This is a genomic window from Haloferula chungangensis (assembly GCF_042664875.1).
Classification (GTDB): Bacteria; Verrucomicrobiota; Verrucomicrobiia; order Verrucomicrobiales; family Akkermansiaceae; genus Haloferula; species Haloferula chungangensis.
Genome location: NZ_JBHTBS010000019.1, coordinates 1 through 15,763, shown reverse-complemented (window position 1 = coordinate 15,763; position 15,763 = coordinate 1). Strand labels below are relative to the sequence as shown.

9 protein-coding genes are annotated in these 15,763 nt (G+C 56.7%); all 9 read left to right on the top strand.

Annotation, left to right across the window (positions count from 1 at the left end; translation table 11 throughout):
- The first annotated feature begins 318 nt into the window (after positions 1-318).
- The 9 genes from ACFQY0_RS20170 (at position 319) to ACFQY0_RS20130 (ending at position 14,750) form a co-directional block, all read left to right on the top strand.
- Positions 319-873 carry a nucleotide-binding protein gene (locus tag ACFQY0_RS20170; protein WP_379716498.1) on the top strand — a complete coding sequence of 185 codons (555 nt, stop codon included), beginning with the start codon at positions 319-321 and terminating at the stop codon, positions 871-873.
- Positions 870-1,328 (top strand): hypothetical protein, encoded by a 459-nt coding sequence (locus tag ACFQY0_RS20165; protein WP_379716496.1) that lies wholly within the window; start codon positions 870-872, stop codon positions 1,326-1,328. Before ACFQY0_RS20170 ends, ACFQY0_RS20165 begins: the two co-directional genes overlap by 4 nt.
- Before the next feature lie 169 nt (positions 1,329-1,497).
- Positions 1,498-1,695 (top strand): hypothetical protein, encoded by a 198-nt coding sequence (locus ACFQY0_RS20160; RefSeq protein ID WP_379716493.1) that lies wholly within the window; start codon positions 1,498-1,500, stop codon positions 1,693-1,695.
- A gap of 113 nt (positions 1,696-1,808) precedes the next feature.
- Entirely contained in the window at positions 1,809-2,453 is a 645-nt protein-coding gene (locus tag ACFQY0_RS20155; RefSeq protein WP_379716491.1) for a hypothetical protein, read from the top strand.
- A 243-nt stretch (positions 2,454-2,696) separates the two neighbouring features.
- On the top strand, positions 2,697-6,392 hold the full coding sequence (locus tag ACFQY0_RS20150; RefSeq protein ID WP_379716488.1) for a PA14 domain-containing protein: 3,696 nt from the start codon (positions 2,697-2,699) through the stop codon (positions 6,390-6,392).
- Positions 6,393-6,437: 45 nt separating this feature from the next.
- The gene (locus tag ACFQY0_RS20145) at positions 6,438-7,424 is read left to right on the top strand and encodes a hypothetical protein (protein WP_379716485.1); all 987 of its coding nucleotides are present in this window, start codon (positions 6,438-6,440) and stop codon (positions 7,422-7,424) included.
- Between the two features lie 56 nt (positions 7,425-7,480).
- Positions 7,481-12,838 carry an RHS repeat-associated core domain-containing protein gene (locus ACFQY0_RS20140; RefSeq protein WP_379716482.1) on the top strand — a complete coding sequence of 1,786 codons (5,358 nt, stop codon included), beginning with the start codon at positions 7,481-7,483 and terminating at the stop codon, positions 12,836-12,838.
- 737 nt (positions 12,839-13,575) lie between these two features.
- Positions 13,576-13,902 (top strand): DUF1153 domain-containing protein, encoded by a 327-nt coding sequence (locus ACFQY0_RS20135; protein WP_379716480.1) that lies wholly within the window; start codon positions 13,576-13,578, stop codon positions 13,900-13,902.
- The gene (locus ACFQY0_RS20130) at positions 13,899-14,750 is read left to right on the top strand and encodes an IS3 family transposase (RefSeq protein ID WP_379716477.1); all 852 of its coding nucleotides are present in this window, start codon (positions 13,899-13,901) and stop codon (positions 14,748-14,750) included. The genes ACFQY0_RS20135 and ACFQY0_RS20130 overlap by 4 nt, the downstream gene beginning before the upstream one ends.
- The last annotated feature ends 1,013 nt before the right edge of the window (positions 14,751-15,763 follow it).

Genomic DNA, 15,763 nt, shown 5'->3' with positions numbered 1-15,763 from the left:
TACCACCTTGTGAACCTACCACCTTGTGAACCTACCACCTTGTGAACCTACCACCTTGTGAACCTACCACCTTGTGAACCTACCACCTTGTGAACCTACCACCTTGTGAACCTACCACCTTGTGAACCTACCACCTTGTGAACCTACCACCTTGTGAACCTGCCACCTTGTGAACCTACCACCTTGCTACTTACATAAAGTGGCAAGATTTGGCTTTCCTTAATATCGCCTGAGGTTTATGGTGACATTAGCAACAGCTGGCCGGGAAGCGGTAGAATAGTAGGGTGGCAAGATGGCAAGTTACTAAAGTGGTAAGAAATGACTATTACATTCGTCAATGGTAAAGGGGGAGTCGGGAAGTCGACATTCTGTTTTCTAACGGCCTTGGGGCTCAGGGAAGCAGGTAAATCCGTTTCGATCGAGGATCTTGATCCACAGAAAAGTATCTCCGCATGGGTGGATGAGGAACGCGACGGGATTTCTAAAACCGAGCAGCAGGAATTCCATCTGATCGATACGCGGCCAGCCATCGATGACCAGAGCGTTCACTCGGCAATTGAGCGAGCGGACAGAATCATCATGCCGAGCACACCCTCACCGGGTGATCTCTCGGCTGTAAGGGCCTCCTATGAGGTCGTGCAAAAATTTAAGCGTAAAGGTGCCAAGGTTTTTGTCGGGCTCAATTGCGTCCGTCCTGGGACAAATTTTTCGCAGGATGCTCCCGGCATCCTTTCCGGTTTGGGCCTTCCTCTTCTCCAAAATGCACTGCCGGATAGACAATCGATCCAGCGTTCCGTGCTCCTCGGCTGGAAGGCGATGGATCCAGGAACTCAGACGGCCGTCTTCAAACTCACCATAGAAATCGTATCATGAGCAAATCGAACCAGCGGGACGCGGCTAAGGAGGCTTTGGCCGCGATGATGTCATCGTCCTCGGCTCCGGGAACAGAGCAAGCCCAGAAGGCCTCGGTCGAGAAGCCGCCGGCTGCTGTCCAGGTTTCATCCCGGATGGAAACGGCGGGCATCGAACAGCCTGTGAAAAAAGCGCGTAGTTCTGCGTCGAAGGCCAAGCCTGCGCTGAGCGTAGTGGTTCCTCAAAATGGGGGTGGGGAGGGGAAAGCGGAAAAGATCAGCATCTCCCTCCATCCGGAAGATCTGGAGCGATTGGAAAGTTTTGAGAATGGACTCAGGAAGGCTGGTCTAGTGGGCCGTCGCGCACCGACGTCGTTTTTGCTGAAGGTGGCACTTGCTGCATTGGACTTCGGAAACCTCAAGGGCCTTTCGGGAGCAGTGGCCGAAATTACAGCTCAGGATGGCCGAAGAAAGTAGTAATTAGCAACTTGCTACTTTGCTGAGGTGTGTTTTGGGTTCTCTTGGCCGAATCGCTTAATCGAAGGTTTAGGGAGATGGGCGGCAGGCCGTGTAAGGGTGGGGTAGACGTGTACAGATCCCTCCCATTCTTGACAATCGGGAGATTGGATGGCTTTCTTGGGTAGGGATGTCCACGCCAATTGTCACCTTCAGGGAGCTTGACCGCGAGCACCGCAGCGAAGTCGCTCGCGATGCCGAGCGCTTGCATACAGCCCAAATCACTCCAAGGGCATTGCAGTCGGAGAATGCTATTCTGCCACCGAACACCCGCGTGCGGGTCCGTGATCTGATTGGATATGCCAAAAAGGCCTATCTGCAGAAATGAAGGAGGCAGACGATTGCGACACGGAGGTTCGGGACTTCAAGGACGTGTTGAGCACGGCCGTTGATGGCGAGCTTCCTTTGGTGGTTGGCGGTCACGCGGTTCATCTTTGGGCATTGGCTTTCGAGGCCCGCTTGGGAGACGCGATGATGCATTGGGTTCCGCTTACCAGCAAGGATCTAGATTTCTACGGCACCCAGGCATTGCTTGCCGGATTGAAGAAACAATTCGGCGGCGATTATCGTCTTTCAGGTCCACGCAGTCCAGTAGTTGGGCAATTGGTGGTGAAGCTGGGAGAAGTCGATCGCAAGATCGACGTGCTCCGAAGTGTGGTGGGCGTGGGTCTCAAAGAGCTTTCGGCGGAAGCGGTCGAGCTGGAATTCGAGGTGGATAACGAATGGTTGATTTGCCGAGTGCTTCCGCTTCTCACGCTGTTCCAAGCGAAGGTAGCGAACTTGGCCACGCTTGATCAAACCGGACGCAATGATCGCAAGCATGTGTCGATTCTACTACTTGTTGTCAGGGAATATCTTGCGGAACTGATCCGGGCTGCGGAGTCCGGGGAGCTGGAGCCGCGGGGTGCCATTATTCCTTTGGAGCATGCCTTAAAGGTCGTGAATTCACCAAATGGAATGAAGTGCGCTACCGATCATGCCATCGTATTCGATGGCATCTGGCCACGCGCCGCGCTCGTGAAAGCGATCAAGACACCGCTCCAGAATTTTCGAAAGCACCGTCTGCCCGCGTCTCGAAGGCTCTGAGGGGGATGGGGTGCGGGGAAGGGGGGAAGACCTTCCCCGCCGCGCGGCAAACGCGAGTGCAGCCGCGCGCCTGGCCGTCGCATCCACTTGCTGGATGCGACGGCGCGGGTGCTTACAGAAGCGCGAGCTGAGCGGTCTGTGGAAACAGACCCTGAATGTGTTCCTCCGGTGTCGTGCCGTCGGCGAAGATCCCGACCGGCGCGAAGATCGAGCGGTATCCCGTTTCGGTGATAGGTGGAAGTCATGGAGAGTCTATCCGGCTTGTCCAACGCCACGTCTCTGGGATACCTCACCAACTGGACTCAGGAGCCAGGAGTCACCGTCAGCCAGTCGACCACCGCATACGATGGCGAGGCATCACGTGCGATCGACGGCAATCGAGACGGAAACTACAGTGGTGGAAGCGTTACCCACACGGAAAATGTTTCCGGCAACTGGTGGGAGGTGGATCTCGGGACGGACCGGCCGGTCAATCGGGTAGCCATTTACAACCGCACAGGTTCCGGACAGAACCGTTTGTCGAACTACCGCATCGTGCTGCTCGATGTCTCGGGAGCGGAGGTTGCCCATGAAGATTTTTATGTCACCGAAGGTTATGCTCCCTATTTCTCAAAATGGGATCTGCCCCTCAATACGACCGCGCGAACGGTACGTGTCGAGCGTTTGGGCCCAAGTCGCCGAGGTGATGAGGTTTTGTCGCTTGCCGAGGTCGAGGTGCTTGGAAATCAAAACTTGCCCGTAGGTGGCATGCAGGCTCGTCAACTGGTGCCGAGCTCGGTGTTCGAGAGCTTTGTTCTGGATCCCGATGATCCGGATGACGATTACATGCCCTGCGACTGGGAAGAACTCTTTGGCTTCGATGCTGGCGCGGCCTACGATCCCGTATCGGGCGGTGCCTTTGGTGATCCCGATGGTGATCTGGTCGCCAATTGGCTAGAATGCCGACTGGGAACCGACCCAACCGTCCCCAATAGCTATCCGGGGGCGCTTGCCGAAGCTGTTTGGACCGATGTTCCCGGCCGAACGATTGAGGATCTCTATGCGGATCCGAAGTTTCACGAATCGGCCAACTATCGTCGCCTAATCTATACAAGTGAAGGCTCCCGGGGGTTGGGAAGTAACACGGGAACTCGGATTCAAGGCTACGTAACCGCACCAGTAACCGGAGACTACACCTTCTGGCTCACGGGCGATGACCAAACCGAATTCTGGCTGAGCACGGATGACGACAAGTTCAACAAGCAGCTCATCGTCGCCCCGGATTCTTATTACGGTTATCAAGAGTATGATGTGGATGCTTCCCAGCAATCCGCCTCGGTGTCACTCGTCGCCGGTCAGAGGTATTACATTGAGTTGTTGCACAAAGAAGGTAGCGGGGACGGCGTTTCGCCTGTTTCGTTGGTTTGGCAGCCACCGAGTGAAGACCGTAGTCTGATCCCTTCGCCATACCTTTCCAGCTACGAGGGTCACGCGAACGATGTCGACAACGACGACCTCCCAGATGACTGGGAGATCCAGATGGGGCTTGACGCCACCACAGGTGCGAATGGTCAAGGCAAGTTTGGAGACCCCGATGGTGATCGGCTCAGCAATTTCCGCGAATATCAAGTGGGAGGTAACCCCATGCAGGCCATTGGGGTTCCCGGTACACTACTGCGTGAGGTCTGGTATAATGTAGGGGGTGGACGAGTGGATGAACTGACAAGCTCTGATGACTTTCTCGAAATGCCCGATTTCACTGATGCGCTCGCCTCCAGCGAAGCTCCCGGCAACCACAGCAATAGCTACGGTCAGAGAATCCGCGGACAAGTGATCGCACCGGTGGATGGTTACTACCGCTTCTGGATTGCTGGGGACGATGGTTGTGAACTCTGGCTCTCCGACAACGGGAGCAAATTCAGTAAGCGACGGATCTCATGGCTGCATCGAGATGGAGTGTTCGACGATCTGTTTGATTTCGGTTGGACTACGCCGCGAGAATGGGACCGCTATTTGAGCCAACGCTCTGAAAGGATCTACCTAGCTGCTGGTGAAGAATACTTCATCGAGATCCTGCACAAGGAACGCACAGGATATGACCACGTGGCAGTGGCCTGGCAATACACCGACTCACTGACCGGTGTGACGAGTGAGCGCGATTTGATACCTGCCGCCCAATTGGTCTCCTATGGGAAGGATGCGGATGATGTCGATGACGACTACCTTCCGGATTCATGGGAAACGGCCAAGGGACTGGATCCTGACGACAATGGCCGAATGGACAAGCGGCAGGGCGAATTTGGAGATTACGACGAAGACGGGCTTACCAATCATGACGAATGGGTGTTGGGAACCGATCCCACCAATGCCGATACCGATGGCGACGGCGTCGATGACCACAGTGAGGTTTACTCCTACGGCTCTGATCCTTTGATTGCTGATATCTCTGCCCCGGTCCTGGCGACACAAGTGTCACCGGCCTCCCACACGGAACATTCGGGTGACTGGATCGTTAATGAGGATGGAGGTATTTACGGGGCCATTCGTCGCGGATCCGTGACCTACACCCTCGATGTCGCCACTGCCGGGGTGTATATTCTGGAGTTGGCGGGTCGTGCCCGAGGTGAATTGGGAGAGCTTGAGGAGATTCCGTTAGTCATCACTATCAACGGCATTCGTCTGGGTCGTTTCGCCCTGCGTTCGATTCTTGGTGGTCAGGATGTGATCGAAACCATTACGCCTTGGCTTGATGCCGGTACTCACAGCATTCTGATTGAGAATGACAACCACAAGGCCAGGCGAACTCTACAGATTGATTCCCTCAAATTGTTGTCGCCAGCTGGATTGGATGCTGACGCCGATGGGGTTCCAGACTGGCTTGGGAACCAACTTGCCTCAGAAAATGCCGTGACCGTCTGCGCTGTCGAAAGTCCAGTGTCACCGGTTTGCATCGAGGGCAAGGCCCGCTGGTTCGAACAATTGTCCATATCCACGAATGGTCAGGTCATCGCACCCGTCCAAGGGGTGGAGAACGCTTGGTATGCCGACGTAGACTTAGCTCCTGATGCACCCGGTGATGATCCTAACCCCGTGGTCCTTGACTTCGGCTTTGAGGACGAAAATTACACGACCCAACGCACGGTGCTCTGGAAGGAAACCGACGTGCTCCATGCGGACGACGTGACCATTCGCACGGGCGACAGCATGCTGTTCACCGGTATCCACGGCATTAACAAGAACCCGCAAAGCATCAAAGTCACCCTCTTCATCAATGGTGTTGAGATTGCCACCGACTTCAAGGCGGCCGACCCGCACGCTTACACCTTCGACACCGCGGGAGACCACACCGTGGAGGTGAATTGTCGGCATGGGAACAATTACTATGACGGAGAGATGACTGTGACCGTGAAAGATGCGGACTTCGGCAATCCTTTCATGGTCTTTGCAAATCGTCCTCGTGATTGGGGAATGCCGCTCGTCGGTGAGGGAATCCACGTCGAAGCTGATTCACGTTTGGGCTTTGTCGAACTCGCCCCCCCCGTCACAGGTGGTCGTCTCTTCCGTGTGGATCCATTCTCAGGTGAAGAACGCCGGGTGATTGCCCGTACCGAAGAAGACGGCGCCATCATCGATAGTGGACTGGTTCAAGGCTACGAGGTCTATAGTACCGGTGAGACGGGTGACATGAATTTCACCCAGACCTTCTCGAATGGCGATCAGATCGTTCGGATGAGCATTGTGGCCGGGGATCTGCCCCCGGGCGGCTATATCCGCCTGGAGATCTTCGTGGCTGGCGTGACTTTCCTTGATGGCACGATCACCAAGGTCCTTACCGCCGAGGACTTTGACTCGAATGGAATCGCCTTTGTGATGTTCAACTTTCCGGAGGGCACGCTCACCAGCGTCTGCCACCGCCTCTACCTGCACGGTGCAGAGGGCAATCTCATCGGCCAACGCTGATACCTGATTTGAATGCGAATTGATCATTAATCACTCCTGACACCCATGCGCCCGAATCGGAAAACCAGCCTTCTTCTCATCCTCGCCTCCCTGATATTGGGGGTAGGGGCTTTGCTGTGGCTCTCCGGCAGGACTGCGCAGCCTGAAAATCAGGTCACAGTCGTAGAGGACCCCACGGTATTCCAAGGAAGTGATCCTGATTTTGAAGAGCCACTTTCTGAAGACGTGCAGGTGCTGACAGGACGTGAATCGGTCGGCTTTAATGCACGAATGGATGCCTTGCGGAGCTTGTCGCGGAACCTTGAGGGGCGTGATCTTCAGGTCGTGTTGGATTTCATCGGAGTGAACAAGACGAAGGATTGCAGCCCTGGGCAATGGTATGGGCTGCAGGATAGCGTGCTTACTGCGCTTCGTCGCCAGAACCGCCCTCCCGAAGGGCTCACCCCGGCCTTGGTGGCTCTCTACCGTGAAAGTGGCAATGTAACGCTTCAAGATTACGCAGTGCAGCACATGCGGAGCTGGTATGGGGATCGAGGCTCTTTCGACAAACATGAGAAAGACCCGGTCCGGCAGAGGCTGCTGCTTGATGCTCTGATCGATGCCGGAGGTCGCAGGGATCAGAGCTATTGCGGCACCGCGCTGATGGCCTTGCACAGTTTCGACACTTCTCCCGTTTTAGCTACGGATGAACTCGTGAAGGAGCAGATGGCTGACCATCTGGTGAATCTGGATTCCCGCATCTTGGAGGCGGCTCGTGAATCCGACACCCAGAAGCTCTGCCGTATCAGTGCCCTGCAGTTGTGCGCGATGCGAGGAATCCGGGAGATACTTCCCGTGGCACGGGTACTCGCTTCGGATGATGCGGCTGACATAAACCTGCGGATCAGCGCCATCGCCGTTTTGGGAAAGATGGGCAGCTTGACTGAGGACGCTGCGTTCCTGCGGAGGGTCCAGCAAAGGAACCGCAGGCTCTCCTTTGCGGCAGGGCCGGCCTTGGAGCGCCTTGGCAATACAGAGCCGCACGGAGGCTGATCGGCAGCTTCATCAAGACGACTTATTTAAGCCAATCTCAAACGAATCAGATGATCATGAATAAAAAAGCGATGACCTTGTTGGCGGCCTGTTTCGGGTTGCTGTTTCAGACGCTTGGCAAGGCGAACGAGAACAACCCGCCCATTGATCGGTGCTGTACTTGTTACACGCTTGAGATTCTTCCTGATAATAAGCTTCCCGCAGGTCAAAGGGATTTGGCACGGGTTGAGGCACTTGTCGATTCGACCGGACAAGCAAAGATTAGGATTAAGCTGACCAAGGCTGGGATTGACGATACCCAAGGGGGAGATGCTTGTGACGACGCTACCTATTCCTTTACAATTACATCGGAAGGAAAGGAAGTCGCATCTGGTTCAACTAGCGAAAGTAAAGAGTTTGAAGTGTCACTGGATGCTCTTGACGGGGAGTATGTATTTGAGGGTTTTTGCAACAACAGCGATTCAGGAAGTGGAGGCTCCGGAGATGGCGGGTTGTGCGACCGCGAGTACATTTTTGTTGGAAGCTGCGAATCATGTGGTTTAGGCGGTGCGGATTCCTGCGATGCTACGGGCTCGGCCAGGGTGACCGTCGGGCTGGGAGTGTCGTATCAGGGGGATACCAAGGCATCTCTCGTCTATTACACGGAATCATTGACCAATCCCGGAGTTTCGGCCCTTGGTCTAATGGGTGTGGATGGCATGACGGTGACGAAGGATGGCAACGGTCATCTCCAGTCGGTTGAGACCGAGACCGTCAAGGCGGTGGTGAGCGCGGTTAGCAGTGCGCACGATGCAAAAGCTTTCAAGGTGGAGTTCATGCACAACACAGGGGCAGGTGACGGCACCTTGTTCCGGACGATGACAGTGGAGAATGTAGTCACAGCTGGAGTAACCAGCCTGAAGGTGACCCATGATGTATTGACCAAATCAACCGTGACGGAGTATAAGGAGCCCACACCTGACAAATGGGTGATGACGACCGGCAACGGTCTTCGCCGTGAGACCAAATTGGTGAGTCTGGATGATGGTGCAACTAGGGTCCAGCGAATTACAGTTGAGGAACGAAAGTCGGACGGAATCGCCTACGAAGTGGTATCTGATAAGGAGGAAATCTACACATACTACCCGTGGGGCGACGAGCTGACTTCGGTGGTTCAGGACCCAGATGGTGCGAAGCTGACGACCACCTGGTCATACTATGAGCTGGGAGAAGAAACCGGCCCGAATGGGACGAAAGAAGGTTACGCGAGGCTCAAGCAAATGACCCGTTATGACGGCTACGAGGAGCTTCACACCTATGAGCCTGACAAGCACACGATCGTGACGCCGTTCGCTGGAGATGTGGATGGACTGACAAAGGTCATCGAGTGGGATTCGGCGAGCAATGCCCGGACGACCACGAGCAAAGTAGGCGCCAACGTGCTCTCAAAAGTCGTTGAGATCAAAGGAACCGACACCCGGACTCGCCGTGTCTATACTGACGATACGAACTATCTGGAGACCGTGACCGAATATTACTCGTTGGGAGCGCCATTCGGTCGGCAACCCAAGAAAGTGACAAACCCGGATGGTACTGTGAGGATTTATAGCTACAGCCGCATCAGCGGATCGAAGGTGACAAATATCTATGATGGAGCGGCAAATGGTGCCGGAACAGGTCTCGTGGAGGGGACAAAGACAGTGCGCACGGAGAACGCCTTCGGAAACCTCGAGAGCGAAGTGGTGACCTCGGTCAGTGGGAATTCGGCACAAGACCAGCTCACCCTGCACGAACAGACCACGACATCGTTTGATAATTTCGGGCGTCCGACAGCAGTGGGGTATTTTTTCGATGGAAGTGGCGGCTTCGCTTACACGACCAGTGCCAGCTACTACTGCTGCGGTCTGGAGAGCGAAACGGACATGTACGGCATTACCACTCGCTATGCACACGATGACCTGCGGAGGGTGGTCAAATCCAACCGTCTGAATGTGACGCACGAAGTGGTCTACAATGGCCTGACCCAGTCGACTCACCGCTACTCCGAGGCATCGACGGGATTCTCATCCACTACCAGTTTCGCGTCCGCGACGAACGAAGTATCCCGGAGTGTGGTGAGCAATCTCGCCGGAACTGCGACGGAATCTTGGAGCCGGGAAGCGAAGAACGGAGGCATGGTGAAGACCGCGAGCGTCACGACCTACCAACCTGGTGTGGGGCTTTCAAGGAAAGTAGTGGTGAGCCCTCCTCAGACAGCGGATGACAGCGCCCAGCCGACCCAGACCACAGAATATTTTTTGGATGGGACAACCTATCAGACGGGCGGAGATCTTGCTCCCTCAATGCGCTACAGTTACGCTGTTGGCACTGCCGGACTTGAAACGGACCGCTCCTATGTGGATGGAACTAGCTTGCGGGAAAAGGTGCGCACGAAGTCCGACTACGCCGGCCGCAAGACGGATATTGTGTATGCTCCCGGCACATCGGTGGGGGGCACGGCGTCGAGCTTCTACAATAGCCTTGGCCAGTTGGTGAGATCCGTGGACCCCGACGGAGTCACCACGCTATTTGCCTACAATGACGAAGGAGAGCGAACGGCGGCTGCTATTGATCTTGATGATGATGACACCATCGATGTCGGCGTGGATACGGTGACCAATACCGAGACCTATCCAGTCTCCGCCCATGGAGAAACGGTGATGCGAACCGTTACTTCGGTCTGGTCGGATGACGAGACGCCGGTTGAGACGGTTCTCAGTCATCAGGACCGGGCCGTTACCGGTCTCGGTAGCTGGTCGATTTCCTATCCCGGCAGCACCTCGGAAGAATCCTCGAGTGTGACCGAACTCGGCACGGCAGGTGCTGGCAGCTGGACCGTGACGCAGAGCGATCCCACCGGAGCTTTTACTGAAACGAGCTATACCGGTGGATTGACCGCAACCATCGCGCGCTTCAAGCTCGGTGGCACGACCGCGATTGCGACCACGACCTACACCACCTACGACAGCCAAAACCGCCCCACCCACGTGACCGATCGCACCGGCACGACCATTACGGCTTACGTGAACGACTCCGTAGATGCGGTGAAAAGTGTCACCCTCCCCGGGAGCCGGACGACTTCCTACACCTACGACCTGCGCAATCGCCTTACCTTGACGGACTCACCCAACACCGAGGATGAAGACGGCGAGGACCTCGCCAACGAAACGGCCACCACCTATTTCTCTCATGGTGGCATCAAGGAGATCAGTGGTGGGCAGACCTATCGACGCACTTATACCTACGACTACGCCCAACGGCAGGCGACCATGACGACCTATGGTACGAGTAGTGCGACGACTGAATGGCAGTATGATCTGAATCGCGGCTGGCTGGACCGAAAGGAATACAGTGGCGGCAAGGGAACAGACTACACCTATACGGCCGCTGGCCGCCTCGAAACCCGTGAGTGGTCGCGTGACATTGACGGTGGCAATCCCGCGACCTCCTCGAAGGCCCGCCTCAAGGCAGCCTACACCTACTATCCAGGCAGCGGGCGTCTCGAGACCGTGGCCTACAACGATGGAACTCCGGGGCTGGAATACGGTTACACCCACAATGGGCAGATCGACTGGGTGGAGCAGGGAGGGGTTAGAACCCACGACTACGCTTACCGTGCCGATCTTCTTTTGGACACTGAGACGGTCGCCTATGACTTGAACGGCGACGACGACACCGAGGACGCGGGCGACCTGGTGCGCGTGATTGAGCGCAACTACGAGGACGGCAGCGGCAGCACCATCCACCGTCGGCCCTCCGGCTTTGTGCTGCACGATGGTGCCGTGACGCCGACCGTCGACCACAGCGTGGGCTACCATTACGAGGCCGACATCGACCGCCTGCAGGGTATCAGCGCCTCCGGCGTGCCGAATCTCAGCGGGAAACTCTACGCCTTCGACTACTCATACAACGTGAGCAACTCCGCCCACCTGATAGGGACGGTGACAAGTCCCGTGCATACCGTGAACAACACCTGGTTCCCAGACCGTGACGTGCTGGCACTCAAGGAGAACAAGGACAATGGACTTATCTTGGTGTCCTCGTTTGACTATGATTTTTCGGTCAACTCGACCAATTACAGCGTCAACGACATCGGTCAGCGCACCGGGGTGGAGACCGCAGGCAGTGCATTCGGTGTGTCGCCGCCGACCCATTTGTGGGGTTATAACAGCCGGGGTGAAGTGGTCAGCGCGGACAGCAACAAGGTCAGTAGCGAGGACCGCTACTTTACCTACGACGGCATCGGCAACCGCACTCAGTCGCGAGTCGGCACGGCGCTTTCCTCCGGAGGAACGGCGATCAACTATATGCCGAACTCCCTGAACCAGTATGGCACCATTGGCAGTGCCAGTCCGCAGCACGATCTAGACGGCAATCTGACGGAGGGAGGGCTGCGTAGCGCTGCTCTGACATCGGCGGTAGGAACCGCCTACACCGGCACTCTGATCTGGAATGCGGAAAACCGCCTGATCGAAGTGAAGGACGGCAGCACGACCAAGGCGAGATTCACCTACGACTACCAGGGTCGCAGGATCAGCAAAACCGTGGGAAGCGCGACGACCTGGTATCTTTACGACGGTTGGAATGTGATCGCAGAATATGCTGGAACGGCGCTGAACAGGACCTATGTTTGGGGAATGGATCTGAGTGGTTCCATGCAGGGAGCTGGCGGCGTTGGCGGCTTGCTCGCAATGATCGACGAGTCGGCCACAGGCGACCCGGTGTATTACCCGACCTACGATGGCAACGGGAACGTGAGCGAGTATCTGCAGTATGTGGATGACGCGGACCCGGGAACCTCCGGGAATCAGCCCGGGGTGGCCGTGCAGTCCCACTTCGAATACGATCCCTTCGGCAACCTGCTGGTGAGCACCGACACGACGGGATTTTTCAGATATCGATTTTCGACGAAGCCGCTCGATTCAGAAACGGGCCTTCTCTACTACGGCTTCCGGCACTACGATCCGGTGACAGGGAGGTGGCCATCTAGGGACCCGATTGGAGAACCGGGTTTCATTTCCATAGGCAATACGCTATCCGGTGAATTGGCGGAGTTAGCAGCGACCGATGAAGAGCTGGATAATCTATACCGTTTTTCTTTGAACGACCCAGTTAATCTATACGATGTGCTCGGGTTGAAAACCGCAGCGGAATGTGAACGGGAATTCGAGGCATGCAATGACGGATGCCGAGCGCTTCCGGGACGACGAACTGTAAAGAAAGCGCTCTGCTTTTCAAAGTGCCAAATTGCTTACGGAGCATGTCTCGCAGCAACTGAAGAGGCGATAGTGTGCTATTGTGTAGTTGGCGCAGGAGCTGCAATTGTTGTGGCAACGGCGACAACAGGCCCGGCAGGAGGCGTGGTTGTAGCATGCGCTATTGGAGCTGGAAGCTGAATGAGCAAAGTGCTTTTCTCTTATTTAAAATGAGGAACGTCATGGCGTCGTGTAGGCTCTGGTGCCGAAGAGGGGATTCTTTGATCGAATTTCAAGTTGAAATCGGAGCTCCATATAAAGTCGGAGAAGTGTGGTATTGTGAATGGTCGATAGACCCGCTAGTGCCCCATCAACCTCTGCCGGCCGAGAGCACATCCTCAATGCACGTCTTGGCATGTGCGCTAACTGGTATCTCAAGCTATTTGCATGTCCGGCAGAATAATGGGGATCGATTCTACTTGGATGAGGAAGCTTCGGAAGAAGAGTTGTGCGATATTGATGATTTCTTTCCTCGGCTCGGGGAATAGAGCCAGTCAAGGTTTTCGATCTTTTCATCTGACTACGACAAATACAGTAGTTGAAAAATGGGGGTCAGGAGAAAATTGGGGTCAGGGTGGAATGTGACCGGGGAAACTGGGGTCAGGCGAGAATGGCGCGTGATTAAGCCTGTTTTCGACCTCCTTCCTTGTGGGGAATCGGCACGTAAAGGTGCCGTGGAGCAGTGAGGTAAGGCAGGGGTTTGGGCCTTCGTGGAGCGTCCCCCTCAGGAACTGGACAGGCAATAAGAGCTTCCGAAATTCCGTGGGGCTGGCAAAAACAGAACCGAAAACCAGCGGGCGTGGTCAAGCTGACGACAGCTTGCCGGGGTCTGGGGCGGGTCGCCCCGGGTCGCGCCCTTGGTCGAAAGGAGGCTCACGATGAACGAAAAACAACCCGAGGAGATCAAGCGATGGACCGCCCGCCGCAAGGCCGAGGTCGTCACCGACATCATCAAAGGCAAAACCACCGCTGCGGAAGTGGCCCGGACCCACGACCTGACCGTCGGCGAGGTCGAGCAATGGAAGGCCGACTTCATCGACATGGGAACCGAGGCCCTGCGCTCCCACCCGCGCGACGCGGAAGCCAGGCACAAGGCCAAGGAAAAGGACCTCCTCGCCAAGATCGGGGACCTCACCATGCAGATGGAGGCCTACAAGATCGCCTGTGACATTCAGGGAAAGCCCTATCCCGACGTGAACTCATGAAGACGGTCAGAGCCACCCTCCTCGCGTCGGGCAAGGAACCTTCGGTCACCAGGCTTTGCGACTGGTTCGATCTTCCCAGATCCACTGCCTACTACGAGCCGAAGGATCCCAAGCCCCCAGCCGTCGACGAGCCACTCGCCTCGCGGATCAAGGCCCTCCACGAGGCAGAACCCTTCCTCGGTGTTCGCGGCACCTGGAGCCGCCTGCGCTTCGTCGAGGGCATCCCCGTCAACCGGAAGAAGGTCCACCGCATCATGAAGCTCAAAGGCTGGACCCTGCCCAAGCGAAGAACCGGCAGCCGGCCTCGGGTCCAAACCAACATATCCGTCACCGAAGCACCCAACCAGCGCTGGGCCACCGACCTTGGAAACATCTTCTGCGGCGAGGACGGATGGTGCGTGTTCGCCCCGGTCATCGACTGCTGCACCCGTGAGGTCCTCGGCCACGCCCTCGAACTCACCGGCAAGGCGAAGACCGCGGAACGAGCCCTGGAAGAAGCCCTCCTCAACAGATTCGGAACGCTGCACAGCGCGCCACGGGGCATGCTGCTTCGTCACGACAACGGCTTGGTGTTCGGCTCCCGGAGCTTCCGGGCCGTCGTCAGGGACTACGGCCTCACCCAGGAATACATCACCCCTTACACCCCCAAGCAGAACGGCCTCTGCGAGCGCTTCATCAAGACCTTCAAGGAGGAGTTCAGCTGGTGCAACCGCTTCAACTCCATCGCCGAGGCTCGCGTCGCCCTCGATGCCTTCATCCACCACTACAACCACAACCGACCGCATCAGGCCCTTAACTACAAGACACCTAACCAGAGAAACCAAGACCTATGCAAATCCGCAGCCTGAATAACACTAAAGGCTGTCCAACTTCCGAGGGAGCACTACACTCGTTTGGTGGCTCGCGGCTCGTTGCGGAATGGCCTTACGGGGAGGATCTTGGTAGCGAGGATTTCGTCGTGATACGTGGACACACCTTCTGTCGAGAATCGGCTTGGCATGGGGGATATCAGAAGAGTGGACGCGTGAATCGTGGCATTGAGCTGAAGGATTTTGCCATGGGCAAAAGCGATAGGAGCTCTTGGCCGTCGGGGGGGTCGGTGGGTCGAGCGGAATAGCGGTCGGTCGTCGAAAAGGTTCCGCTCGGACGCGGCGGCTCCCCGGCGGCGGCGCGAGCCGGTGATGCTCGCTTCACCTGGAGAGTCACCCGATGCGCCTTCTTTCCCGGCCCGCCTGCGGGCGGTGGTTTGGGGGGTGTGCGGTGATCCGGGAGGCGATAAAGCGGGGAAACTGGGGTCAGGCGACAAATCTTGACAAAAAAGACTCCTGTTAGAGCTAATTTGAAAGGGGTCGGTGCGTGAATGGTGGTGTTGATCCGAGGGGTCTTGCCATGGGGGAAGCCCATAGGTGCTCTTGGCCGTCGGGAGGGCCGGTGGGTCGAGCGGAATAGCGGTCGGTCGTCGAAAAGGTTCCGCTCGGACGCGGCGGCTCCCCGGCGGCGGCGCGAGCCGGTGATGCTCGCTTCACCTGGAGAGTCACCCGATGCGCCTTCTTTCCCGGCCCGCCTGCGGGCGGTGGTTTGGGGGTGTGCGGTGATCCGGGAGGCGATAAAGCGGAGCGGCACCGTGGGCAGGCGGGGACCGTCTCCCGGAATTCACCGGCGGCCTGTGTGGCGGGCTTTTCCGGGCCGTGAGGCGAAGGCAAGAATTGTGGCCTGGCGCGGGGGCTGCCTGCCTTTTGCCGAAGGTGACTTGTTGCTGCGCGGTAATAGTGAATAGGGGTCAGTCAAAACTTTTTGACATTGCGTTCACGCGGGTAGCCGAGAGCTGCATCGATGCCCACCAGGGCGACGCCCTGGAGCA

Coding starts and splice junctions, on each gene's coding strand:
- ACFQY0_RS20170 (WP_379716498.1), top strand. CDS start 319: ATGACTATTACATTCGTCAATGGTAAAGGGGGAGTCGGGAAGTCGACA.
- ACFQY0_RS20165 (WP_379716496.1), top strand. CDS start 870: ATGAGCAAATCGAACCAGCGGGACGCGGCTAAGGAGGCTTTGGCCGCG.
- ACFQY0_RS20160 (WP_379716493.1), top strand. CDS start 1,498: ATGTCCACGCCAATTGTCACCTTCAGGGAGCTTGACCGCGAGCACCGC.
- ACFQY0_RS20150 (WP_379716488.1), top strand. CDS start 2,697: ATGGAGAGTCTATCCGGCTTGTCCAACGCCACGTCTCTGGGATACCTC.
- ACFQY0_RS20145 (WP_379716485.1), top strand. CDS start 6,438: ATGCGCCCGAATCGGAAAACCAGCCTTCTTCTCATCCTCGCCTCCCTG.
- ACFQY0_RS20140 (WP_379716482.1), top strand. CDS start 7,481: ATGAATAAAAAAGCGATGACCTTGTTGGCGGCCTGTTTCGGGTTGCTG.
- ACFQY0_RS20135 (WP_379716480.1), top strand. CDS start 13,576: ATGAACGAAAAACAACCCGAGGAGATCAAGCGATGGACCGCCCGCCGC.
- ACFQY0_RS20130 (WP_379716477.1), top strand. CDS start 13,899: ATGAAGACGGTCAGAGCCACCCTCCTCGCGTCGGGCAAGGAACCTTCG.